The following is a 21,975-nucleotide window of genomic DNA, read 5'->3' on the forward strand; positions in this document are numbered from 1 at the left end:
CTCACCGTGCTCCTTCGTGCCCGAGCCCTCGTTCAGTATCCGCCAGCCCGGCCCGCGCGGGCGCGTGGTCGCCGGGCGCGGGGGCGGCCACCAGTGCGTCGTCGGGTTCCCCGGGCGGCACGGCCGCCACGGCCTGGTAGGCGCTCATCGTCGCGGCGGTCTTGAGCAGCATCTCGCGGTACTCCTCCGCCGGGTCGGACGCCAGGACGACGGCCCCGCCCGCGCCGATGTGCATCCGTCCGCCGGTGAACACGGCGGTGCGGATGACGATGTTGAGATCCGCCGTGCCGTTGCAGCCGAGGAAGCCGAGCGCCCCGGAGTAGACGCCGCGCGCCTCGGTCTCCAGCGCGTCGATGATCTCCAGGGTCCGCGTCTTCGGCGCTCCGGTCATGGAACCGCCGGGGAAGGCGGCCCGCACGCAGTCGACGGCGTCCCTGTCCCCGTGGAGCCTGCCGCGCACGGTGGACACCAGCTGGTGGACGGTGGCATAGCTCTTGGTGTGCATCAGGTCGGGGACGCGCACGGTCCCCGGTTCGCAGACGCGCCCCAGGTCGTTGCGGAGCAGATCGACGATCATCAGGTTCTCCGCGCGGGTCTTCGGGCTGGTGGCCAGGGTGGCCCGGGCCCGGGCGTCCTCGTCGGCGTTCCGCCCGCGCGGCGCCGTGCCCTTGATCGGCTGGGCCTCGGCCGTTCTGTCGGGCCCGACCCGCAGAAAACGCTCGGGGGAGGCGCAGGCCACCTCCACCTCGCCGAACCGGAGGAAGGCCGCGTGCGGGGCGGGGTTGATGCGGCGCAGCGCGCGGTAGAAGGCGTACGGATCGGCCGGCGCGGGCAGCCAGGCCGAGTCGGTGAGGCATATCTCGTAGCTCGTACCGGCCCGCAACTCCCGCACGCAGGCCTCGATGTCGGCCAGGTACCGCGCCCGGTCCCGCACCAGATGGGGCTCGACGGAGGCAGCCGTGACCAGGGGGCGCGCCGGGGGCGGGGCGGGCTCGCCGGCCACCGGGAGGCCGGTGAGGGTGGTGAGGGTGTCGTCCAGCCATTGGGTGGCCTCGCGCCGGCCCTCGGGGGTGTCCTCGGTCAGGCACAGCACATAGGTGACCCCCTCCTGGTGGTCGACCGCGAGGAACCGGTCGGCGAACAGCCAGCAGGCGTCGGGGGTCGGCGCCCGGTGCCGGTTGGGGGAGCCGCAGTCGGCCTTGAGCTCGTAGCCGAAGTAGCCGACGTAGCCGCCGGTGAAGTCGAAGGGGAGGGGCGGGGCCTCGACACGGCGGCGGGCCAGCTCGCGCTTGAGGTAGTCGAAGACGCTGCCGGGGACCCGGGTGGCGGGCTCCCCGGCCCGCTCGACCTCGCACTCGCCCCGGTCCACGTCGTAGCGGACGAACTCGGCCAGCGGGCCCCGGCCGTCGCCCAGGAAGGAGAAGCGCGCCTCGCCGGACTCCGTCCGCGCGCTGTCCAGCCAGAACGCGCGCGGCGCGGCCGCGTACAGGCGGGTGAAGGCCGCTTCGGTGTCGATCGGCGCGGCGAGCCACCGGGAGTGCAGCCGGTAGCGGACGCCGTCCCCGGCCGCCGCCGTGGCTTCCTCCGGCGGCGTCGGGGCCGTCGGAGCCGTCGGAGCCGGGGCCGGCTGGGGCGGGGCCGTCCGGGCCGGTGTCGGCTGAGGCCGGGCCGGTGGGGACAGGGCCGGCTGGGGTGGGGCCGGCTCCGCGTGGGCGAGGGTCAGGTCACGGAAGTTCGCCAGGATGCGATGGCCGTAGCCGGTGAGGACGGACTCGGGATGGAACTGCACACCCCACAGCGGCCGGGTGCGGTGCCGCAGCCCCATCAGCACACCGTCCTCCGCCCAGGCGATGGCCTGCAGGGACAGGGGCAGCGGCTCCGCCACGCACAGCGAGTGGTAACGGACGGCGGTGAAGTCCTGGGGGAGCCCCCGGAACAGCCCTCGCTCGCCGTGCCGGATCCGGGAGAGATGCCCGTGGCGGGGCTCGGGGGCGGGCACCACCCGGGCCCGGGCGCCGAGCGCGATCCCCTGGTGGCCCAGACAGACCCCCAGGACCGGTACGGGGGACCGCTCGATCACCTGGGCGGTGGCGCCGAAGTCCCGTGGGTCGGCGGGGTGGCCGGGGCCGGGGGACACCACCACGTTGTCGAACCGCGACAGGTCGATGTCCGAGCACTCCGGCGCGTCGTGGAGGACCACCACCGGCTCCACTCCGTTGACCTCGGTGAGCAGCTGGAAGAGGTTGTAGGTGTAAGAGTCGTGATGGTCGATCAGAAGGGTCTTCACCGCGTCCATCCGTAGGTCCTCCTCGCTTGGTGACTGACTCGCTCGATGAGCCGCGGGGGTGCGGGACGGCGTGGCGCGCCCGTCAGGTCCGTTCGGCCAGGACGTCCAGGTGCGGCAGGTGGTGGTCGAGCCGGTCCGCCTTCGCCCGCAGATAGGCGAGGTTCTCCTCACGCGGGGGGATCAGCAGCGGCACCTGCTCGGCGATCTTGATGCCGTACCGCAGCAGCGCCTCGCGTTTGCGCGGGTTGTTCGACAGCAGCCGCACGGACCGCACACCGAGGTCGTGCAGGATGTCCGCCGCCACCCGGTAGTCACGGGAGTCGACCGGGAGCCCCAGCGCGAGGTTCGCCTCCACCGTGTCCAGCCCCTCCGCCTGGAGCTGCATCGCCCGGAGCTTGGCCAGCAGCCCGATGCCACGCCCCTCGTGGCCCTGGAGGTAGACGAGAACGCCGCGCCCCTCGGTCGCGATGGCGCGCAACGCCGCGGACAGCTGATCGCCGCACTCGCAATGCCGGGACCCGAAGGCGTCACCCGTCAGGCACTCCGAATGCACGCGGGTGAGCGCCCCGTCTCCCTCGACCTCGCCGTAAACCAGCGCTATTTGTTCGTCCCCGCGAATGCTGTCCAAGTAGCCGACCGCGAGAAAAACTCCGTACTCGGTGGACAGTCGGACCTGCGCCACGCGTTCGACACCGGACGGTCGAGCGTTCTCGTTGAACGGGCCATCGCTTTCTGTCATGTCCAGATCCTAACCGGGAAACCGCGAAATGCAGCCGCGGTGCGCGAAAATGACAAGGGAACACCAACTCTCTGTGCGATTCATTACGTTCACCCGGTGGGGGCGCGCCCCACCGCGTAGCCTGGCATCCCGCACGACGCCGAACCCGCGCCCGACTGAACGCGGGAGCACGGCCCGCGGGACGAGTCCGCAGAGCGAAAGGCCCGGAAAACATGAGCGGTTCGGGAAGGCGACCGCAGGCCCCGAGCCTGCTGCCGCCGGACACCACCGAGGACGTGCGGGCCCGGCGGCCCGCTGTCGCCGTCCTTCCCATCGGCAGCTTCGAGCAACACGGCGCGTATCTCCCGCTGGTGACCGACACGGTCATCGCCTGCGCCATCGCCCGGGAGGTCGCCGCCGCGTACCCCGTCCACCTCCTCCCGCCCCTGACCATCTCCTGCTCGCATGAACACGAGGCGTGGCCCGGGACGGTCAGCATTTCCGCCGCGACGCTCCACGCCGTCGTGCGGGACATCGCCGACTCGCTCCGCCGGTCCGGTATCGGAGCCCTCATTCTGGTCAACGGACACGGCGGAAATTACGTACTGCGCAACGTGGTCCAGGAATCCGCCGGCACCGGAACCCGCATGGCCCTTTTCCCGGGACCCGCGGACTGGGACGCCGCGCGCACGGAAGCCGGAGTCCTGACCCCGGCCCACAGCGATATGCACGCGGGGGAAGTGGAGACATCCATCCTCCTGCACGCCCACCCGGAACTCGTCCGGCCCGGTTACGAAATATCCGATTTCCTCGCCGACGGCCGCAGACATCTCCTCACCCTCGGTATGGCGGCCTACACCGAATCCGGAGTCATCGGCCGCCCCTCCCTGGCAACCGCCGGGAAAGGAAAGGAAATGCTCGCCGCGCTCGTCGAATCCTTCGCCGAGTACCTCTCCCTGCTCACCCCCGAGGAGTCGCGATGACCGTGCTCGACGAGACGGCGGCCTGGGAACTGCTGCGCGCCGTCCGCTCCGAGGCGGACGCCGAGGCCGCCGGCCTGTCCCGTGGCCCGGACGGCGGCCGGCGGTGGCGGCGGGAGACCACGCCCGGGGCGCACACCCTCGCCGACCGCTATCTGCCGCTGTGCCTGGCCGGGACGCGCGTCACCTTCGCGCAGCTCGGGCAGAGCCTGGACGGCTTCATCGCCACCCGCACCGGGGACGCCGACTACGTCACCGGCGAGGAGGACCGCGCTCATCTGCACCGCCTGCGCGCGCTCGCCGACGCGGTGGTCGTCGGAGCCGGTACGGCCGTCGCCGACGACCCGCAGCTGACGGTGCGCGCCTGCGCGGGCACCAACCCGGTGCGCGTCGTCCTCGATCCGCACGGCCGGGTGCCTCCGCGGTGCCGGGTGTTCACCGATGGCTCAGCTCCCACCCTGTGGGTGGTGGCCGCGGGCGGCGGCCCCGGCCAGGGCGGGCTCGGCGGCCATGTGGACGTGCTGACCCTGCCGGACAGGGCGGCCTTCGGCCCCCGGCGCCTGGTCGAGACGCTCGCGCGGCGCGGCCTGGGCCGGGTCCTGGTCGAGGGCGGCGGCGTCACGGTGTCGCGCTTCCTCCACGAGCGGGCCCTCGACCGGCTCTATGTCACCGTGGCCCCCGTCCTGCTCGGCGACGGCGTCCCGGGCCTCCGCTTCACCGGCACGCCCGTCATGCGGGAGGCCCTCCGACCGCCGATGCGCCGCGCCCACCTCGGCGAGGACACCCTCTTCGAGATCGACCTGCGGACGCCGCACACCGGCGCCCCACTGGGCCAGGAGCACGCCGAGACCGGGCAGGCTCGCGGCGAAGGCGAGCACGCCGTACACCACGGCGACGGTCAGCCCCTGGGCCGCGCCCAGGCCCGCGGCGCCGAAGGCCCAGGCGGTGACGCCCTCCCGGGGCCCCCAGCCGCCGATGTTCAGCGGCAGCGCCATGGCGAGCAGCGCCAGCACCATCAGGGGCAGCAACTCGGCCGCCGGAGCGTGTGATCCGGCGGCCCGGGCGGCCAGCAGAAACATCCCCAGGTGCCCCGCCAGCACCACGAGGGACGACACCAGCACCCCCGGCCAGCTCGCCCGGGCCAGCAGTCCGCGCCGCGCCTCGGCCAGCGCGGCGCGGACCCCCCGGCGCCACCGCGAGGCGCCCGGCCCGCGGCGCAGCCGTACGACGGCCAGGACGGCCGTGGCGGCCGCCACGACCAAGGCGGCCGCCACGACGAGCGCCGCGCTCGCGCCCCCGGTCGCGGCCGGCCGGTCGGCGACGCGGTGGATCTCCGCCGCCACCAGCGACGGCCGGGCCAGCAGGACCCCCGCCCCCACCGCGGCCAGCACCACCTGCCCCGCGGTCCGCTCCAGCACCACCGCCCGCACCCCCCGGCCGACATCGCCGGCGTCGCCCCCGTGCCGCACCGCGCGGTGCACATCGCCGAGGACCCCGCCGGGCAGCGCCGCGTTCAGGAACAGGGCCCGGTAGTAGTCGGCGACGGCCCGGCCGAGCGGCAGCCGGATGCGCAGCGCCCGGGCCACCACACACCACCGCCAGGCGCTGAACACCGTGGTGAGCAGGCCGAGGCCGAGCGCCGCCAGCAGGGTCGTCGCGTCGATCCGGCGCACCCCGTCGAGGAAGGCGCCGGTGCCCACACGCCACAGCACCACCGCCAGGACGGCCGCCCCGGCGATCGTGCCGAGCCGCGCCCGGAGCGCCCGCGCGTTCACGAGACACCGCCCCTCGCGTCGCCGTCGGCGGGCGGCAGCGCCAGCAGGTCGCTGTGGTGCACCACCACCCGCAACCCGCCCGCCGCGCACTCCGCCAGCCGGCGCCGCACATATCCCTCGGCGCGCGCCGCGAGGTCCGGCCGCTGCTCGCAGGCCGCCTCGGCCCAGCCCCGCAGCCATCGAGCCGTCAGCGCGGACTCCTCCGCCCCGAGCCGCCACGGGCTGTCGCACACCCGCACCACCGCGCCCCGCCGGGCGAAGGCCTCCGAGGCCACCGCCACGGCGTCCGGCCCCAGCAGGCCGCCGCGGCGCTGGTGGGCGTTGAACGCCTCGGCCAGCTCGACGTCCAGCGGGTCGGCCGGGGCCAGTTCCACTCGCCCCACCACCGACAGCGCCAGCAGTGCCGGGCAGCGGGCCCCCACGCAGGCGGCGACCAGCGCGTCCAGCTCGCCGCGGGTCAGCACGTCCAGCAGGGCCGAGGCCGTCACCAGCGAGGCCCCGGCCAGCTCGACCGCGGTCAGTCCGGCCAGGTCGCCGCGGCGCGTGGCGACCGTAACCCCGGCGCCGTCGGCGGCCGCCTCCGGCGCCCGCGCCGCGGCCCGGCCCAGCAGCGCCGGATCGCGGTCGTACAGCACCCAGCGCTGGGGCCCGGGCAGCCGGGGCGCGAGCCAGCGGCCCATGGAGCCGGTGCCGCAGCCCAGGTCGTGGACCACCAGACCGCCGGTCCGCGGCCCGGTCCCCGCCAGCCACTCGCGCAGCGGACCCAGGAGCTCCCCGGCGCGGGCGGCGGCGTCGGCGCCCTCCCGCAGCTCCAGCCACTCCGGCTCGTACAGCGGCACATCGGTGGCAGTCATGCGGCCCTCCGGGGTTCACATCGAAGCTGTTCCAGCACTCCCGCCAACCGCCGCGCCGTCGTGCCCCAGCCGTCCAGGGCGCCGCGCCGCCCGCGCGCCGCCGCCCTCAACCGCCCCCGCAGACCGGGCTCGCCGAGCCAGCGGCGCAGCGCCCCCGCGAGCGCCGCGGGGTCCCCCGGGGGGACGAGCAGGCCCGGCAGACCGCCGCCGGGGGCCCGCCCCACGGCCTCCGGAACCCCGCCCACGGCCGTCGCCAGCACCGGAATCCCCCGCGCCAGCGCCTCCGTCACGACCATGCCGTACGTCTCGGCGTACGAGCCGAGCACCAGGAGGTCGGCCCCGGCGTAGGCCGCGTCCAGCTCCGCTCCGGCCCGCGGGCCGGCGATCCGCACCCGGTCGCCGAGGCCGTACGCGCCGATCAGCTCGCGCACCCGGGTGACATAGCCGGGGTCCTGGCCGAGCCCGCCCACGCACAGACAGCTCCACGGGAGGTCCGCGACCTCGGCCAGCGCCTCCACCAGCAGGTGCTGCCCCTTGCGCGGGGTCACCGAGGCGACGCACAGCAGGCGCGAGGCGCCGTCGGTGCCGGGCGCCGGGGGCGCGGGGTCCGCGCCCGGCGCGGCGACGTGCACGCGGCCGGGGGAGAGGCCGTGCCGGTCCGCCAGCCGCCGGGCCGCCCAGCCGCTCGTCGCCACCACCGCCGGTACGGCGCGCAGGGTCCTGCGCTCCAGCGCGTCCAGGTCCGCCGCCCGGCCGGGGGCGAGCCCCGTCTCGTCGCCCAGCGGCAGGTGCACCAGCACCGCCAGGCGCAGCCGCTCGGCCTCGGGGGCCACCAGGGACGGCACCGCGCAGGCCACCAGCCCGTCGAGGAGGACGACGCTGCCGTCCGGCCGCTCGGCGAGGACCCGGGCCAGCGCCGCGCGGGCCTCGGCCTCCGGCTGCGGCCAGCCGCCGGCGACCGCGTGCCGGTGGACCCGCCAGCCGGTGCCCGGCAGCTCCCGGCACACCCTGAGGTCATAGGTGTTGCCACCGCTCGGCGCGGCCGGGTCGGTCACCCCACCGGGCATGACGAAGTGCACGTCGCGCGGACGCGGCGCGGCCTCGGCCGGGCCGCTCAGCGGCCGCGCCGCGCCGGGCAGCCCCCTCATAGGCCACGCTCGTAACTCGCCCAGGCGATGTGCGACTCGTGCAGGGTGACCGTCAGCCCCGAAAGCCCCCGGGCGCCCTTGCCCAGCGCGCCCGCGTGCACCCGCTCGGCGAGGCGGTCGGCGATGACCTTCGCCAGGAACTCCGTGCTGGTGTTGGTGTCCGCGAAGGCGGGCTCCTCGTCGAGGTTGCGGTAGTTCAGCTCGCCGACCACCGCGTTCAGCTCCCGGGTGGCGAGACCGATGTCGACCACGATGTTGTCGGCGTCCAGTTCGGCGCGCCGGAAGGTGGCGTCCACCAGGAACGTCGCTCCGTGCAGGCGCTGTGCGGGCCCGAAGACCTCTCCGCGGAAGCTGTGGGCGATCATGAGGTGATCGCGGACGGTGATGCTGAACAACGAACGACCCTCCAGGTACGGCACGTCACGCGACCCTGGGCCGGGCCGCGTCATGTAGTACGGCCGGCCCGCCCCGTTCGTTCACGGCCGCGCCGGATCGTCCCGGATCGTGTCGTCGGATCGTGCCGACGTGTGCCGGGCCGCTCAGGCCGCACTCAGGAAGGACCCTCCCCGGCGGGGCCGTACCGGACGCGGTGGCACAACCCCGGCAGCTCCCCGGAGGCCAGGCGGGGCAGCACCGCCGGCAGCTCCTCGAAGGCGCACTCCCCGGTCACCAGCGCGTCGAAGGTGGGGTCGGCGAGCAGCTCGAGCGCGAGCGCCAGCCGGTCGGCGAAGGTACGGCGTGGGCCCCGGGCCGGGGACACCGTCCCCACCTGGCTGCTGCGCACCACCAGGCGGCGGGAGTGGAACGCCTCGCCCAGCGGCAGGCTGACCCGCCGGTCGCCGTACCAGCTCAGCTCCAGCACCGTCCCCTCCGGCGCGAGGAGTTCGAGGGCGCGCGCCAGCCCGGCCTCGGTGGCGCTGGCGTGGACGACGAGATCGCACTCGCCCGTGGCCTCCCCGGGCAGCGCGAAGTCGACTCCCAGGGCGGCGGCGACCGCGGCGCGCGCGGGATCCGCGTCGATCAACTGGACGCGCACGGCCGGGTACCTGGCGAGCACGGCGGCCACGCACGCGCCGACCATCCCGGCGCCCACCACCGCGATCCGGTCACCGAGCAGCGGCGCCGCGTCCCACAGCGCGTTCACCGCCGTCTCCACCGTCCCGGCCAGCACGGCGCGCGCGGCCGGCACCGCGTCCGGAACCACGGTCACCGCGCTCGCCGGGACCACGTACCGCGTCTGGTGCGGGTACAGGCTGAAGACCGTACGGCCGAGCAGCGCGGCCGGCCCCTCCTCCACCAGGCCGACGCTGAGATAGCCGTACTTGACCGGCCCGGGGAACTCGCCCTCCTGGAACGGCGCGCGCATCGCGGCGTACTGGCTGCGCGGCACCCCGCCGCGGAAGACGAGGGTCTCCGTGCCCCGGCTCACCCCGGAGTACAGGGCACGCACCACGACGTCCTCCGCGCCGGGCTCCGGCAGCGGCACGTCCCGTACCTCGCCGTGGCCGGGCGAGCGGAGCCAGAAGGCGCGGGCGACGCGCTCCATCCACGTCCTCCTGAGAAATCGAGCCGAACAACGAACGGAACAACGGGCTGAACCATCGGCCCATGACGCACGTACTGAGCATCACCAGGCCGCGCACACGGTACGCGGCGACTCGACGACTCCGCCACAACAGCCGGAGGGTGCACGGTGGCTGCCCTGAACAACACATACGACACGACGCTGTTGCGGCAGGAGACGGCCGCGGGAGCGGCCGCGCAGATACTCCTGCTGGCAGTCCTCGGCACGGCGCTCGGCCTCGGGCCCGCGGGCTGGCTGACCGGCCTGGCCTTCGCGTTCGCCACCTGGGCCGTGCTCACCCGCGCCGTGTGCCGCTCCTGGCTCAGGTCCTTCGGGGCGGCCAACCGCGTCACCCTGGCCCGCGCCACGCTCGTCGGCGGGGTGACCGCGCTGGTCGCCGACTCCTTCCAGAGCCACTCCTTCCAGGGCCCGCCGCGCGTCCCCGCCCTGGTCGCCCTCACCGCGGTGGCGCTGATCCTCGACGCCGTCGACGGCAAGGTCGCCCGGCGCACCGGAACCGCGTCCCCCCTGGGAGCGCGCTTCGACATGGAGGTCGACGCCTTCCTCATCCTGGTGCTCAGCGTCTACGTCGCCGCCTCACTGGGACCGTGGGTGCTGACCATCGGCGCCATGCGCTACGCCTTCGTCGCGGCGGCCCGGGTCCTGCCGTGGCTGAGCGGCGCCCTGCCCGCGAGCACCGCCCGCAAGGCGGTGGCCGCGCTGCAGGGCATCGTCCTCCTGGTGGCCGCGGCCGGCGTCCTCCCCGGCCCGGCGGCGATCGCGCTGGTCTGCGTCGCGCTGGCGCTGCTGCTCTGGTCCTTCGGGCGGGACATCCGGTGGCTGTGGCGCGTGAGGGCCCGTCATACGGCCCGGCCGGCCACGGCCGTGCGCCACCTGAATCACGCGGACGCCTGACCGCCGCCCCTGGTGCCGCCGACCGGGGACGCCGACCGGTCGGTGCCACCCGCCCGGGAGGCATGCGGCAGGATGACAGACCGCGCGGGGGCCCGCTCCGGACGGCCCCGGCGCGGTCCGACATTTCGGCACGAGATCTCCCGCCCGAGATCCCCGGCACGAGCAGGTGACAAGGTGAGAAGACAGCAGCCCGAACTCCCCGGCAGACGCCGCCGCGACCCGGGGAGCGGCCGGTGAACCGCGCGCTCACCCTGCACGACCTCATCGTCGTCGGCGCCGCGCTGGCCGCCGGCGCGGCCATGGGACTGCTGTCGCGCGTCGCCCTGCGATGGCTCGCCGAGCGGGCCCGCAGGACGCGGTGGACCGGCGACGACATCATCGTCGACGCGCTGCGCACCCTCGCCCCCTGGGCGGCCCTCGCCGCCGGGGTGTCGGCGGCGGCCGCGGCCCTGCCGCTGACCGTCGCCGTCGACCACAGCGTCAACCAGGCGCTGATCGCCGTGCTCATCCTGCTCACCACCGTCGCCGCCGCCCGTGTGGTCGCCGACCTGGTGCGCACCCAGGCGCTGTCCCGGTCGGGAGTGGCCGGCACCGCCACCATCTTCGTCAACATCGCCCGCGTCGTGGTCCTGGCGATGGGCGTGCTGGTGCTGCTGGAGACCCTCGGCGTCTCGATCGCCCCGCTGCTGACCGCGCTCGGCGTGGGCGGCCTCGCGGTCGCCCTGGCCCTCCAGGACACGCTGGCCAACCTCTTCGCGGGCGTCCACATCCTCGCCTCCAAGACGGTGCAGCCCGGCCACTACATCCGGCTCGGCAGCGGCGAGGAGGGCTATGTCGTCGACATCAACTGGCGCAACACCACCGTGCGCCAACTGCCGGACAACCTGGTGATCATCCCCAACGCCAAGCTCGCCGGCGCCATCACCACCAACTTCCACCAGCCCGAACAGCAGATGTCCGTCCTGATCCAGGCCAGGGTCGACTACGACAGCGACCTCGACCACGTCGAGCGGGTGAGCGTCGCCGTCGCCGAAGAGGTGATGGCCGAAGTGGCCGGCGGCGTCCCCGAGCACGAGCCGGTCATCCGGTTCCACACCTTCGGGGAGTCCGGCATCGACTTCTCGGTGGTCCTGCGCGTCCAGGAGTTCAGCGACCAGTACCTGATCAAGCACGAGTTCCTGAAGCGGCTCCACCAGCGCTACCGGACCGAGGGCATCGACGTCCCCATGCCGGTCCGCACGGTCGTCCTCCACCAGCCGGACCAGATTCAGCTCCCCGCCCCGCGCACACCGGAGCCCGGCCGGGGCCCGGCGCCGAAGCCACCGGTGACAATGTCCAAGGCCGGCCACTGAGAACCGCCGACACGGAGGCGACGATGTACGCGATACCCCTGGGGGACGACGGCGCGGAGCTGCGCCCGCTGGAGCCCTGGCGGGCCCAGGAGTTCCTGGCCCACATGGATCGTGGACGGGAGTTCATCGGGCAGTACATCACGCTGGCCGACGCCGTGACCGACGTCGAGTCGAGCCGCTCGTTCCTCCTGGGCTACGCGGACAAGGCCGCGGCCGACACCGGGCGGATCCACGGCATCTGGGCGGACGGCACGCTGGTCGGCGGGGTCCTCTTCAGGACCATGGACATCGCCCAGGGCACCGCCGAGGCCGGCTGCTGGCTGGAGCCGGCGGCGGCCGGCAGGGGCCTGGTCACCCGGGCCGCGCGGGTGCTCATCGACTGGGCCGTCGACGAGCGGGGCATCCACCGCGTGGAGTGGCTGGCCGCGGCGGCGAACGGAGCCAGCATCGCCGTGGCCCGACGGCTGGGGATGACCAGGGACGGCGTGCTGCGCGAGTACCGTCTGCACCGGGGAGAGCGGCTCGACATCGAGGTCTGGTCGGTCCTGGCACCGCAGTGGCGGGCGGACCGGCAGGCCCGTCGAGCCGGCCACGGGTCGTAGCGCGGCGGCCCGTCGAGCCGGCCACGGGTCGTAGCGCGGCGGCCCGTCGAGCCGGCCACGGGTCGTAGCGCGGCCGGCGCCGACTCCGCCCTCACGCCGAGGCGTTGAGGCAGGCGAGCAGCGTGCGGGCCTGGACGTTGAGGTAGTGGCCGTGCCGGACGAGCCCGCTGAGCTGCGCGGGGGTGGCCCAGGCGTAGCCGGGCGGTGGATCGAGGGGGGCCTCGGCCTCGGTGGCGTCGACCAGCAGACAGCGGCTCACCGCGTTGAGGAACCGGCCGCCCTCCTCCGAGTGCAGGGCCCCGTAGCGGATGCGGTCCGGCCCCGCGCCGAGCACGGTGTCGAGGAACAGGGGGCGCTCCTTCTCCGGCAGATGGGCGTAGTTCTCGGGGGTGTACTGAACCGTGGGGCCCAGCTCCACGGTGTCCAGGAAGCCGCCCTCCACCCGGGCGTGCACCAGCACGTGCGGTATCCCGCCGAACTCGCGCACGAGAAAGGCGGTGACACCCGGAGCGACCGGCTCGAACAGGGGTTGGGTCCAGCCGGTGACCTCCCGGTTGCCCGCCCGCACGGCCACCGCGACCACCTTGAAGTAGCGGCCGTCCTCGTGCTCGATGGCCGTCTCGTGGCGGCGCCATCCGGGCAGGCCGGCCAGCGGCACCCGGTCGGCCCGGACATCGTGGCGGGACCGCTCCCCGGTGATCCAGGACAGCAGCTCGGTGTCGGGAAGCAGCGCGAGACCCGTCGGGTCGGGCACCGGCAGACAGGACAGAACGGTCCGCGAGTCCATGTTGACGGTGTGGTCCTGGTGCAGCAGCTCGCCGAGCTGCCCGAGGGTGAGCCAGCAGAAGTCGTCGAGGAGCGGCACGTCGCCGGTCGCCTCCACGATCATGTTGCGGTTCGACTTCCGGAAGAACCACGAGCCGTGTTCCGACTGGAGGACATCCGCGATGACACGGCCCCGGCCGGGACCGACGAAGTACTCGATGTACTTCACCGCCGCGCCCCGGTGGGCCTGGGTGTAGTTGCTGCGGGTGGCCTGGACGGTGGGGGAGAGCTGGAGCAGATTGGGGTTGCCGGGCTCCATCTTCGCCTGCATGAGGAAGTGCGGCACCCCGTCGAACTCCTTGACCAGGATGCCCAGGATGCCGACCTCGGGCTGCTTGATGATCGGCTGGTACCAGTCGGCGTACGGACCGTCGCCGTACGGTCCGTCCCGCTCGGTGACGTGCAGGCCCTCGACGGTGAAGAAGCGGCCGCTGCGGTGCGTCAGGTTTCCCGTGGACTCCTCGAAGGACCAGCCGTCGAGCCGGTCGAACGGGATGCGCTCCACCTGGAACTCATGGGCCCGGCCGCGCTCGGCGAGCCAGTCGCGGAAGTCACCGGTGGCCAGGTGCGCCCCCTCGGTGGTGGCGGCCGACAGCGCCAGCCGTTCGGCCAGTCGCCCGTCACCACGCGGACGCGGCATATGAGAAGGCATCAGAGCACTCTCCCTGGTCGGGTATGGGGGTGGCCCGGCGACCAGAGATTAACGCAATGCCCTTGTGCCGACCTGTGGTTCACCGACCTCGCCGCCGCCACCACTCCACCGCCGCCGGCCTCACGCGCGTATCTGGACCTTGCTGTGGTCGCCCAGGATCAGCCGGTGGGCTCGCGGGGTGCGCGGCGCCCGGGTCACCTCCACGGAGCGCCCGATGACCGAGGCCTCGATGCGGCCCACCCCGGCGATGGTCGCGCGGGGCAGGACGATGGAGTACTCGATCTCACTGTCCACCACCGAGCAGTCGTCGGCCACCGAGGTGTACGGCCCCACGTAGGAGCCCTCGACGCGGGCGCCGTTGCCGATGATGGCCGGGCCGACGATCCGCGACCGCACCACGCGGGCGCCGGGCTCCACCACCACCCGGCCGACCAGCTCGCTCCGCTCGTCCACCGCGCCCTCGACACGGTGCTCGAGGCGGTCGAGCACGGAGCGGTTGACCTCCAGCATGTCGGTGGCGTTCCCGGTGTCCTTCCAGTAGTCGGTGACGATCGACGACTCCACCCGCCGCCCCTCGTCGATCAGCCACTGGATGGTGTCGGTGATCTCCAGCTCGCCACGGGCGGAGGGCCGGACGTTGTCGACGGCCTCGTGCACGGCGGGGGTGAAGAAGTAGACACCGACGAGCGCCAGATCGCTCTTGGGGAACTCCGGCTTCTCCTCGAGCCCGACGACCCGGCCCGCGGCGTCCGTCTCGGCGACGCCGAACGCCCTCGGGTCGGGCACCCGGGTGAGCATGATCTGGGCGTCCGGGCGGGTCGCGCGGAACCGCTCGGTCTGCTCGGTGATGCCACCGAGCAGGAAGTTGTCGCCGAGATACATGACGAAGTCGTCGTCGCCGAGCCAGCCGCGCGCCGTCCACACGGCATGCGCGAGCCCGAGCGGCCTTTCCTGCGGAATATAGGTGACGTCGACCCCGAACCGGGAGCCGTCACCGACCGCGCCGCGGATCTCGCCGGCGGTCTCTCCCACGATGATGCCGACGTCCTGGATGCCGGTCTCCGCGATGCCCTCGAGGACGTAGTACAGAATGGGCTTGTTGGCCACCGGCACCAACTGCTTGGCCGAGGTGTGGGTGAGGGGACGGAGACGAGTTCCGGAACCTCCGGAAAGGACAAGCGCCTTCACGGTACTCCTCGCTGCGCTGCGGTGCTGCCGAGCGACGAATCAGGGCTGGTACCACACCGCGAGGGTGCCCCCGAGCGCCGAACGTCCTCGCTCCGGCGACGGCGATGCCGAGCCGATCTCCCACACCGCCCGCACCCTACCTTCCCAGCCATGATCCCGCGAGAGCCGTCGATCACTCGAGGACCACGGCATCACGGGGCACCTGAGGAGGCCGGACGCCCGGCGCGCCGGGGGCGGTCAGGCGCCGTAGACCGGGGCCGGGGCGGGGGCCTCGGCGAGGAGCGAGCGCAGGGCGGGGCCGATCTCGGAAGGGGCCCACCGGCGAGCGCGGACCGCCCGCGGGCCGTGCTGCCAGCCGTCGGCGACGGAGATCGTGCCGCCCTCGGCCTCGAAGACCCGGCCGGTCACATCGCCCGACTCGGCGGAGGCCAGCCAGACCACGAGCGGTGAGACATTGCCGGGATGCATCGCGTCGAAGCCGGCCTCCGGCGCCCGCATCCGGTCGGCCAACGCCGCCACCGCCTCGGTCATCGGCGTGCGGGCGGACGGGGCGATGGCGTTCACGGTGATGCCGTACCGCGCCATCTCCTCGGCCGCGATCACGGTGAGCGCGGCGATCCCCGCCTTGGCGGCGCCGTAGTTGCCCTGCCCGACGCTGCCCATCAGCCCCGCGCCCGAGCTGGTGTTGACCACCCGGGCGGCGACCGGGCGGCCCTGCTTGCTCCGCTCGCGCCAGTACGCCGCGGCGTGCCGCAGCGGCGCGGCATGGCCCTTCAGGTTCACCTTCACGACCAGGTCCCACTCGGCCTCGGTCATGGACACCATCATGCGATCGCGGTTGATGCCCGCGTTGTTGACCAGCGCGTCCAGGGTGCCGAACTCGGCGATGGCCCGGGCGACCAGGGCCTCGGCGTACCGCCAGTCGCTGACGTCACCCAGGTCGGCGACCGCGGCGCCCCCGGCGGCGTTGATCTCCTCTGCCACGGTGTCCGCGGCCTCCCCGAGGTCGTTGACCACCACCCGGGCGCCCTCGGCCGCCAGCGCCAGCGCGTGGGCACGCCCCAGCCCCTGGCCGGCTCCGGTCACGACGACCACCCGGTCCTGACAGACTCCGGTCACCTGCGCACTCCTTCGAGACGGGGACGGCCGGTCCGGCGGGGTCAGCCGGCCGGTGCGAGCCCGAGCGCCCGCGCGATGAGCTCCCGGTGCTCCGCCGGGCCACCCCAGTCGGCGGCCAGCGCCCAGGCCCGCTTGGCGTACAGATGCAGCTCGTACTCGGTGGTGTAGCCGATGGCCCCATGGCACTGGAGGGCGGTACGGGCCGCCAGCCGTGCCGCGTCGGAGGCCAGCGCCTTGGCCATCGAGGTGCGCACCGCCGCCCCGGGGTCCCCGGCGGCCTGCGCCCAGCCGGCCGCGAGGACCGCCGGGCGGGCGAACCGCACCGCGAGTTCCACGTCCGCCAAGGCGTGCTTGACCGCCTGGAACGAGCCGACCGGTACGCCGAACTGATGGCGCCCCTTCACGTGGGCCACGGTGAGTTCGAGCATCCGCTCGGCCAGCCCGACCAGCAGCGCCGAGGTGGCCAGCACACCGCGCCGCCAGGAGACGGCCACCGCGTCGGGTCCCTCGGCCAGCGGCCGCCCGCCGTCCGCCGGGGCCACGACCCGGGCCAGGCCGCGCGAGCCGTCCACCGAGCCGACCGGTTCGATCCGCACCTCGGCGCGCTCGTACAGGCGCAGCCGGTCGCCTGCGCGTACGACGAACAGCTCGGCGCGGGTGGCGAAGGGGACCGGGGCTCCCTCGGCGAGGGACGCGGTGAGCAGGGCGGAACCGGCCAGCACCTCGGCGAGGCGGGGCGCGCCCGCGGCGGCCAGCAGCGGCGCGCCGACAGCGACGGTCTCGGCCGCGGGAACCGGCAGCCCGCTGCGCCCCAGTGCCTCCATCAGCGGGGGCAGCGCGTTCTCGTCCAGGCCGAGGCCGAGGCCGGTGCCGGGATCGGTGCCGGGATCGGTGCCGGGATCGGGGTCGTCGCCGTACTCCGGGACGAGGGCGGCGACCACGCCGACCTGGGCGAGAACGCGCCAGACCGCGTCCACCCCCGCGGGGTCGCCGCCCGGCCAGCCCGCCCTGATCTGCTCGGCGCCGACCCGCGCGGCCAGCACCTCACCGGCCGCCCCGGCCAGCGCCGCGTCCCGTTCCGCCATGGCGAAGCGCATCGCCCGCGGTCACCTCCTCGGCAGGCCGAGCAGCCGCTCGGCGACGATGTTGCGCTGGATCTCGTTGGTCCCGGCGTAGATCGGGCCCGCCAGCGAGAACAGGAAACCCCTGCTCCACGGGGTGTCCACCTCGGCCTCCGGGCCGAGCAGGTCGCAGGCCGTCTCGTGCAGCCGGATGTCCAGCTCGGACCAGAACAACTTGTTGAGGCTGGACTCCGCCCCGACCCGCCGCCCCTCGACGATCGAGGTGACCTGCTCCAGCGTCAGCAGCTCGTACGCCCGGGCCTCGATCCACGACCGCACCACCCGGTCCCGGTGGGCGCCCGGGCCGCCGGGCCGGGTACGGGCCAGATCCAGCAGCCGGTCGGCGGCGTGCAGGAAGCGGCCGGGGGAGCGCAGCGTCAGCCCCCGCTCCGAGCCGGTGGTGGCCATGGCGACCGACCAGCCCTCGCCCACCCCGCCCAGCACGTCGGCGTCGGGCACGAAGACGTCGTCGAGGAAGACCTCGGCGAAACCCTCGTCGCCGTCGAGGCGGGCGAAGCCCCGGACGGTGACGCCCGGCGCGTCCAGCGGGACCAGGAAGTAGGTGAGGCCGCGATGGCGCTCCGCCCGCGGATCGGTGCGGAACAGGCCGAACAGATGGGTGCAGAAGGCGCCCCGGGTGGTCCAGGTCTTCTGCCCGGTCAGCCGCCACCCGCCGGCGGCCTCGTCCCGCACCGCCCGGCTGCGGAGGCCGGCCAGGTCGCTGCCGGCCCCCGGCTCGGACCACCCCTGCGCCCACAGGTCCCGCGCCGCGGCCATCCGCGGCAGGATCCGCCGCCGCTGCTCGGGGGTGCCGAACTCGAAGAGCGTCGGGGCGAGCAGGAAGATGCCGTTCTGGGTGACCCGGGCGGGCGCGCCGGCCCGGTAGTACTCCTCCTCGAAGATCAGCCACTGCCACAGCGACGCGTCCCGCCCGCCGAACTCCTCCGGCCAGGACACCACCGCCCAGCGCGCGTCGAACAGCGCGCGCTCCCACTCCACATGGGCGGCGAACCCCTCCCGGGTGTCGCCGGAGGGCAGCGGGGGCCGCGGCACATGGGCCGCGAGCCACCCCCTGGCCTCCCGCCGGAACGCCTCCTCCTCGGGGCTCCAGGTGAGATCCATGACGTCACCCCTCCTCGTCCGGCCGGCGGCCGAAGGCGTCGCGGACCCGGTGGGCGACGCCGGACAGCTGGAGCTCGAAGGTGAAGCCCTGCTCGTAGCGGTAACTGCGCTTGACGTCCCACAGGTCGATGCCGTTGAACGCCTCCTTCGCGGCCCGGATCACCACCGGGTCCTTCGCGGCGATCTCGCCCGCGATCTCCAGGGCCCGCTCCCTCAGGCGGCCGCCCGGCACCACCTCGAGCACCGAACCGAAGGCGTGCAGCTCGGCGGCGGTCGCGGTGGCGCAGGTGTACATCAGGGCCCGTGCCCGGTGCGGGGGCACCAGCCGGGACAGATGGGTGGCGGCCCCCAGCGCGCCGCGATCGACCTCGGGCAGCCCGAAGTACGCGTCCTCGGCGGCGAGGACGATGTCCGAGTTCCCGACCAGACCGATGCCGCCGCCCAGGCAGAAGCCGTGCACGGCGGACACGACGGGCACCGCGCAGTCGTAGAGCGCGGCGAACGCGGCGAAGCAGCCGCGGTTCGCGCCGACCAGGGCGGTGGATCCGCCGTCGGCCCGCAACTCCTCGATGTCCACACCGGCGTTGAAGCCCCGGCCCTCGGCCCGGAGCACCACCACCCGCACCGCGGTGTCGCGGCCCAGCCGCTCCACCGACTCGGCCAGCCGGCGCCACCCCGCCACCGGCAGGGCGTTGACGGGCGGGCAGTCCACGACGACCTCCGCGATCCCGCGCTCGTCGACGGCGGTCCTGATGAGTTCAGCGCCCATGCGTGCTCCGTACGTCGAAGGGTGGCCGGTCCGCGCGGGCACTCACCGCGGCGCGCCGGCGGTGGTGAGGCGGGTGAGCACGGTGTCGGCCTCCGCCATGATGCGTTCGATCAGCTCCGCGCAGCTGGGCAGGTCGTCGATCACCCCGGCGACCTGCCCGGAGGCGAGGGTGCCCAGGTCCGTCCGGCCGTCGACCATGGCGGCGCGCAGCAGCATCGGGGTGTTCGCCGCCATCAGGACCTGGGACCAGCCCAGACCGCGGCTGCGGCGCATGGCCAGGCCCTCGCGGATCATGTCGGCCCAGGGGACACCGGACACCCTGCGGAAGGCGACGGCGTGCCGGAGGGAGCGGATCAGGCGGGACAACGGCCCCTCGCGCAAAAGCCGTTCCACCGGCCCGGTGCGCAGCACCCGCTGCGGAACGCCGTCCAGGACCGGGGTGACGACGGTGTCGGTGACGCCGCGCCGCAGATACTCGGCCTTGACCGAGTCGCGCACCGTGCTGTCGCTGGTGAGCAGGAAACGGGTCCCCATCGCGATGCCGGCGGCGCCCTGGGCGAGCGCGGCGACCAGCCCGCGGCCGTCCCGGAAGCCGCCGGCGGCGATGACCGGGATGTCGACGGCGTCCACGACCTGGGGGAGCAGGATCGAGGTGGGCACCGCCCCGGTGTGGCCGCCCCCTTCAGACCCCTGAGCCACCACCGCGTCCGCCCCCCACGCCCGGACCTTCTCGGCGTGGCGGCGGGCGCCCACGGACGGGATGACGACCAGCCCCGCGTCCTTCAGCCCGCGGATGACCCGTTCGTCGGGCGCGAGGGCGAAGGACGCGACCTTCACACCCTCGCGCACCAGCAGCTCGCCGCGCTCCCGCACATCGGGGGCGTCCCCGCGCAGATTGACCCCGAACGGCGCGTCGGTGCGCTCCCGTACGGAGCGGATCGCCGCGCGGGTCTCCCCGAGGGACAGGGTGGCGCCGGCCAGGATGCCGAGCCCGCCGGCCGCCGCCGTGGCCGCCGTCAGCTCGGGCCCGGAGACGTACCCCATGCCGGTCTGCACGATGGGGTGGCGGACGCCGACCAGGTCGCACAGCGGGGTACGCAGCGCGAGGTGGTGGGCGGTGCTCATGCCGGCTCTCCTTTCAGGGGTGCTGGCCACTGACCGAGACGACCTCGCCGGTCATGTAGGAGGAGTAGTCGCTGGCCAGGAAGACCATCACGGTGGCCACCTCCCACGGCTCCGCCGCGCGGCCGAACGCCTCCCGGGCCTTGAGCTCGTCGAGCAGGTCCTCGCTGGTCACCTTCGCCAGGAACGGGTGCATGGCCAGGCTCGGCGACACGGCGTTGACCCGGATGCCGTGCTCGGCGAGGTCCATCGCGGCGCAGCGGGTGAGCGCCATGACCCCGGCCTTGGCCGCGGCGTAGTGCGCCTGCCCCTCCTGGGCCCGCCAGCCCACCACCGAGGCGTTGTTGACGATCACGCCCCTCCGGCCGGCGCGGACCATCCGGTTGCCGGCGGCCCGGACGCAGCGGAAGGTGCCGGTGAGGGTGGTGTCCAGGACGCGGGACCACTCCTCGTCGGTCATCTCCAGGACGGAACGGGTCCCGCCCAGGCCCGCGTTGTTGATCAGCACGTCGGTGCCGCCGAACGGCTCCGCCGCGTCAAGCAGTTCGCCCACCTGCGCCTCGTCGGTGACATCACACACCACCGCGGCCACGCGGTCCGCCCCGTACCGCCGGGAGAGCTCCTCCCGCGCCTCCGCGAGGCGGCGCCCGTGGATGTCGCCCAGCACGACAGCCCGCGCGCTCTCCTCCAGACACCGGCGCGCCACCGCGGAACCGATGCCCGCGCCCGCCGCGGCGGTGACCACCACCGTCTTCCCCGCCAGCAGGCCGTGGCCGGGCACGTACTCGGGCACCGGCTGCCCACCGCTGGCCGAACCGTCGGCGCGGGCCTCATCCACGATTCCCCTCCTGCAACCAGCCGTGTGTGCGGTGCTGTTCGGCGACCGAGGCATCACCTACACTAACCCACCAAGCACTTGTTTGGTCAACGCCGCGAGCGATCCTCGGCCGGACGCCGGGGAGGCGAAGGAGCTGGCATGTCCCGTGCGGAAAGCCGTCCGGCCGACGAGCAGGTCGTCACCTACGAAGTCCGGGGCCCGGTCGCCCTGGTGACGGTCAACCGCCCCGAGTACCGCAACGCGCAGAACTCGAAGGTGACCTACGCCCTGGACGCGGCCTTCACCCGGGCGGTCGACGACGACGCGGTGAAGGTCGTCGTCCTGGCGGGCAGTGGCGAACACTTCAGCGCGGGCCACGACATCGGCACGCCCGGCCGCGACATCGACCAGACCTTCGAGCGCAAGGCCGTCATCTGGTGGGACCACACCGACAAGCAGGGCGCCGACTCCCGGATCGCCCGCGAGTCGGAGGTGTACCTGGGGATGTGCCGCCGGTGGCGGGAGATCCCGAAACCGATGATCGCCATGGTCCAGGGGGCCTGCGTCGCCGGAGGGCTCATGCTGGCCTGGGCCTGCGACTTCATCGTCGCCTCGGACGACGCCTTCTTCTCCGACCCCGTCGTACGGATGGGCATCCCCGGCGTCGAGTACTTCGCCCACCCCTGGGTGATGAACCCACGGGCCGCCAAGGAGTTCCTGTACACCGGGGACCGCTTCAGCGCCCGGCGCGCCCACCGCCTCGGCATGGTCAACCACGTGGTGCCCCGCGAGGAGCTGGAGGCCACCGTCTTCGCCCTGGCCGAGCGGATCAGCGCGATGCCCCGCTTCGGCCTGGCCCTCGCCAAGAAGGCCATCAACCAGGCCGAGGACCTCCAGGGCATGCGCTCCGGCATGGACTCGGTGTTCGGCCTCCACCATGCCGCGCACGCCCACAACGCCGAGGTCGGCGCCGACTCCCTGGCGGGCCTGGACGCACGGGCGATGCGCGACTCCGCGCGGCCCGTCCGGGGCGGTGCGTGACACC

Annotated in this window: 19 protein-coding genes and 2 pseudogenes; 6 read left to right on the forward strand and 15 right to left on the reverse strand. The window is 74.1% G+C overall.

Annotation, left to right across the window (positions count from 1 at the left end):
• Nucleotide 1: 1 nt before the first annotated feature.
• Nucleotides 2-2,296, reverse strand: a complete 2,295-nt coding sequence (pabB, locus tag ABFY07_RS10915; protein WP_346174286.1) for an aminodeoxychorismate synthase component I — start codon at nt 2,294-2,296, stop codon at nt 2-4.
• A 73-nt stretch (nt 2,297-2,369) separates the two neighbouring features.
• Nucleotides 2,370-3,026, reverse strand: coding sequence for a GTP cyclohydrolase II (ribA, locus tag ABFY07_RS10920; protein WP_346174287.1), 657 nt, complete (start codon nt 3,024-3,026; stop codon nt 2,370-2,372).
• A 212-nt stretch (nt 3,027-3,238) separates the two neighbouring features.
• Between ribA and ABFY07_RS10925 the strand changes: the two genes are divergently transcribed.
• A complete protein-coding gene (locus ABFY07_RS10925) occupies nt 3,239-3,988 on the forward strand; it encodes a creatininase family protein (protein WP_346174288.1) in 750 nt (249 codons plus the stop codon).
• A pseudogene (locus ABFY07_RS10930) lies at nt 3,985-4,626 on the forward strand (RibD family protein); the annotation flags it as partial. The gene ABFY07_RS10925 and the pseudogene ABFY07_RS10930, both read left to right, overlap by 4 nt.
• A 279-nt stretch (nt 4,627-4,905) precedes the next feature.
• On the opposite strand, the pseudogene ABFY07_RS10935 reads toward ABFY07_RS10930, so the two are convergent.
• The 5 genes and pseudogenes from ABFY07_RS10935 to ABFY07_RS10955 form a co-directional block, all read right to left on the reverse strand.
• A pseudogene (locus ABFY07_RS10935) lies at nt 4,906-5,850 on the reverse strand (lysylphosphatidylglycerol synthase transmembrane domain-containing protein); the annotation flags it as partial.
• A complete protein-coding gene (locus ABFY07_RS10940) occupies nt 5,757-6,614 on the reverse strand; it encodes a methyltransferase domain-containing protein (RefSeq protein WP_346174289.1) in 858 nt (285 codons plus the stop codon). The pseudogene ABFY07_RS10935 and the gene ABFY07_RS10940, both read right to left, overlap by 94 nt.
• Entirely contained in the window at nt 6,611-7,681 is a 1,071-nt protein-coding gene (locus ABFY07_RS10945) for a glycosyltransferase family 4 protein (protein WP_346174336.1), read from the reverse strand. Before ABFY07_RS10945 ends, ABFY07_RS10940 begins: the two co-directional genes overlap by 4 nt.
• A gap of 77 nt (nt 7,682-7,758) precedes the next feature.
• The gene (locus ABFY07_RS10950) at nt 7,759-8,157 is read right to left on the reverse strand and encodes a 6-pyruvoyl trahydropterin synthase family protein (RefSeq protein ID WP_346174290.1); all 399 of its coding nucleotides are present in this window, start codon (nt 8,155-8,157) and stop codon (nt 7,759-7,761) included.
• Between the two features lie 155 nt (nt 8,158-8,312).
• Nucleotides 8,313-9,308 carry a zinc-dependent alcohol dehydrogenase gene (locus ABFY07_RS10955; protein WP_346174291.1) on the reverse strand — a complete coding sequence of 332 codons (996 nt, stop codon included), beginning with the start codon at nt 9,306-9,308 and terminating at the stop codon, nt 8,313-8,315.
• Nucleotides 9,309-9,455: 147 nt separating this feature from the next.
• Here ABFY07_RS10955 and ABFY07_RS10960 point away from each other — a divergent pair, with 147 nt between their 5' ends.
• The 3 genes from ABFY07_RS10960 to ABFY07_RS10970 all read left to right on the forward strand — a co-directional run bounded on the left by ABFY07_RS10960 (nt 9,456) and on the right by ABFY07_RS10970 (nt 12,195).
• On the forward strand, nt 9,456-10,241 hold the full coding sequence (locus ABFY07_RS10960) for a CDP-alcohol phosphatidyltransferase family protein (RefSeq protein ID WP_346174292.1): 786 nt from the start codon (nt 9,456-9,458) through the stop codon (nt 10,239-10,241).
• A gap of 233 nt (nt 10,242-10,474) precedes the next feature.
• Nucleotides 10,475-11,593: a mechanosensitive ion channel family protein gene (locus tag ABFY07_RS10965; RefSeq protein WP_346174293.1), complete on the forward strand. Its 1,119-nt coding sequence runs from the start codon at nt 10,475-10,477 to the stop codon at nt 11,591-11,593.
• A 23-nt stretch (nt 11,594-11,616) separates the two neighbouring features.
• Nucleotides 11,617-12,195: a GNAT family N-acetyltransferase gene (locus ABFY07_RS10970; RefSeq protein WP_346174294.1), complete on the forward strand. Its 579-nt coding sequence runs from the start codon at nt 11,617-11,619 to the stop codon at nt 12,193-12,195.
• Nucleotides 12,196-12,286: 91 nt separating this feature from the next.
• Here ABFY07_RS10970 and ABFY07_RS10975 read toward each other — a convergent pair whose 3' ends face one another.
• The 8 genes from ABFY07_RS10975 to ABFY07_RS11010 form a co-directional block, all read right to left on the reverse strand.
• Nucleotides 12,287-13,660 carry an NDP-hexose 2,3-dehydratase family protein gene (locus ABFY07_RS10975; protein ID WP_346174295.1) on the reverse strand — a complete coding sequence of 458 codons (1,374 nt, stop codon included), beginning with the start codon at nt 13,658-13,660 and terminating at the stop codon, nt 12,287-12,289.
• A gap of 132 nt (nt 13,661-13,792) precedes the next feature.
• Nucleotides 13,793-14,860: a glucose-1-phosphate thymidylyltransferase gene (locus ABFY07_RS10980; RefSeq protein ID WP_346174296.1), complete on the reverse strand. Its 1,068-nt coding sequence runs from the start codon at nt 14,858-14,860 to the stop codon at nt 13,793-13,795.
• Between the two features lie 237 nt (nt 14,861-15,097).
• Complete coding sequence (locus tag ABFY07_RS10985; RefSeq protein WP_346174297.1) at nt 15,098-15,979, reverse strand: SDR family oxidoreductase; 882 nt, start codon at nt 15,977-15,979, stop codon at nt 15,098-15,100.
• Nucleotides 15,980-16,020: 41 nt separating this feature from the next.
• Nucleotides 16,021-17,076, reverse strand: a complete 1,056-nt coding sequence (locus tag ABFY07_RS10990) for an acyl-CoA dehydrogenase family protein (protein WP_346174298.1) — start codon at nt 17,074-17,076, stop codon at nt 16,021-16,023.
• Between the two features lie 9 nt (nt 17,077-17,085).
• A complete protein-coding gene (locus ABFY07_RS10995) occupies nt 17,086-18,222 on the reverse strand; it encodes an acyl-CoA dehydrogenase family protein (RefSeq protein WP_346174299.1) in 1,137 nt (378 codons plus the stop codon).
• A 4-nt stretch (nt 18,223-18,226) separates the two neighbouring features.
• Nucleotides 18,227-18,991, reverse strand: coding sequence for an enoyl-CoA hydratase family protein (locus tag ABFY07_RS11000; RefSeq protein WP_346174300.1), 765 nt, complete (start codon nt 18,989-18,991; stop codon nt 18,227-18,229).
• Nucleotides 18,992-19,033: 42 nt separating this feature from the next.
• Complete coding sequence (locus ABFY07_RS11005) at nt 19,034-20,116, reverse strand: NAD(P)H-dependent flavin oxidoreductase (RefSeq protein WP_346174301.1); 1,083 nt, start codon at nt 20,114-20,116, stop codon at nt 19,034-19,036.
• Nucleotides 20,117-20,129: 13 nt separating this feature from the next.
• On the reverse strand, nt 20,130-20,951 hold the full coding sequence (locus ABFY07_RS11010) for an SDR family oxidoreductase (protein WP_346174302.1): 822 nt from the start codon (nt 20,949-20,951) through the stop codon (nt 20,130-20,132).
• A 138-nt stretch (nt 20,952-21,089) separates the two neighbouring features.
• Between ABFY07_RS11010 and ABFY07_RS11015 the strand changes: the two genes are divergently transcribed.
• Nucleotides 21,090-21,971, forward strand: coding sequence for an enoyl-CoA hydratase (locus ABFY07_RS11015; protein WP_346174303.1), 882 nt, complete (start codon nt 21,090-21,092; stop codon nt 21,969-21,971).
• Nucleotides 21,972-21,975: the final 4 nt, after the last annotated feature.

It is taken from the genome of Streptomyces sparsogenes subsp. cuspidosporus, assembly GCF_039532705.1.
Classification (GTDB): Bacteria; Actinomycetota; Actinomycetes; order Streptomycetales; family Streptomycetaceae; genus Streptomyces; species Streptomyces sparsogenes.

Coding starts and splice junctions, on each gene's coding strand:
- pabB (WP_346174286.1), bottom strand. CDS start 2,296: ATGGACGCGGTGAAGACCCTTCTGATCGACCATCACGACTCTTACACC.
- ribA (WP_346174287.1), bottom strand. CDS start 3,026: ATGACAGAAAGCGATGGCCCGTTCAACGAGAACGCTCGACCGTCCGGT.
- ABFY07_RS10925 (WP_346174288.1), top strand. CDS start 3,239: ATGAGCGGTTCGGGAAGGCGACCGCAGGCCCCGAGCCTGCTGCCGCCG.
- ABFY07_RS10940 (WP_346174289.1), bottom strand. CDS start 6,614: ATGACTGCCACCGATGTGCCGCTGTACGAGCCGGAGTGGCTGGAGCTG.
- ABFY07_RS10945 (WP_346174336.1), bottom strand. CDS start 7,681: ATGCCCGGTGGGGTGACCGACCCGGCCGCGCCGAGCGGTGGCAACACC.
- ABFY07_RS10955 (WP_346174291.1), bottom strand. CDS start 9,308: ATGGAGCGCGTCGCCCGCGCCTTCTGGCTCCGCTCGCCCGGCCACGGC.
- ABFY07_RS10970 (WP_346174294.1), top strand. CDS start 11,617: ATGTACGCGATACCCCTGGGGGACGACGGCGCGGAGCTGCGCCCGCTG.
- ABFY07_RS10975 (WP_346174295.1), bottom strand. CDS start 13,660: ATGCCGCGTCCGCGTGGTGACGGGCGACTGGCCGAACGGCTGGCGCTG.
- ABFY07_RS10990 (WP_346174298.1), bottom strand. CDS start 17,076: ATGCGCTTCGCCATGGCGGAACGGGACGCGGCGCTGGCCGGGGCGGCC.
- ABFY07_RS10995 (WP_346174299.1), bottom strand. CDS start 18,222: ATGGATCTCACCTGGAGCCCCGAGGAGGAGGCGTTCCGGCGGGAGGCC.
- ABFY07_RS11000 (WP_346174300.1), bottom strand. CDS start 18,991: ATGGGCGCTGAACTCATCAGGACCGCCGTCGACGAGCGCGGGATCGCG.
- ABFY07_RS11005 (WP_346174301.1), bottom strand. CDS start 20,116: ATGAGCACCGCCCACCACCTCGCGCTGCGTACCCCGCTGTGCGACCTG.
- ABFY07_RS11015 (WP_346174303.1), top strand. CDS start 21,090: ATGTCCCGTGCGGAAAGCCGTCCGGCCGACGAGCAGGTCGTCACCTAC.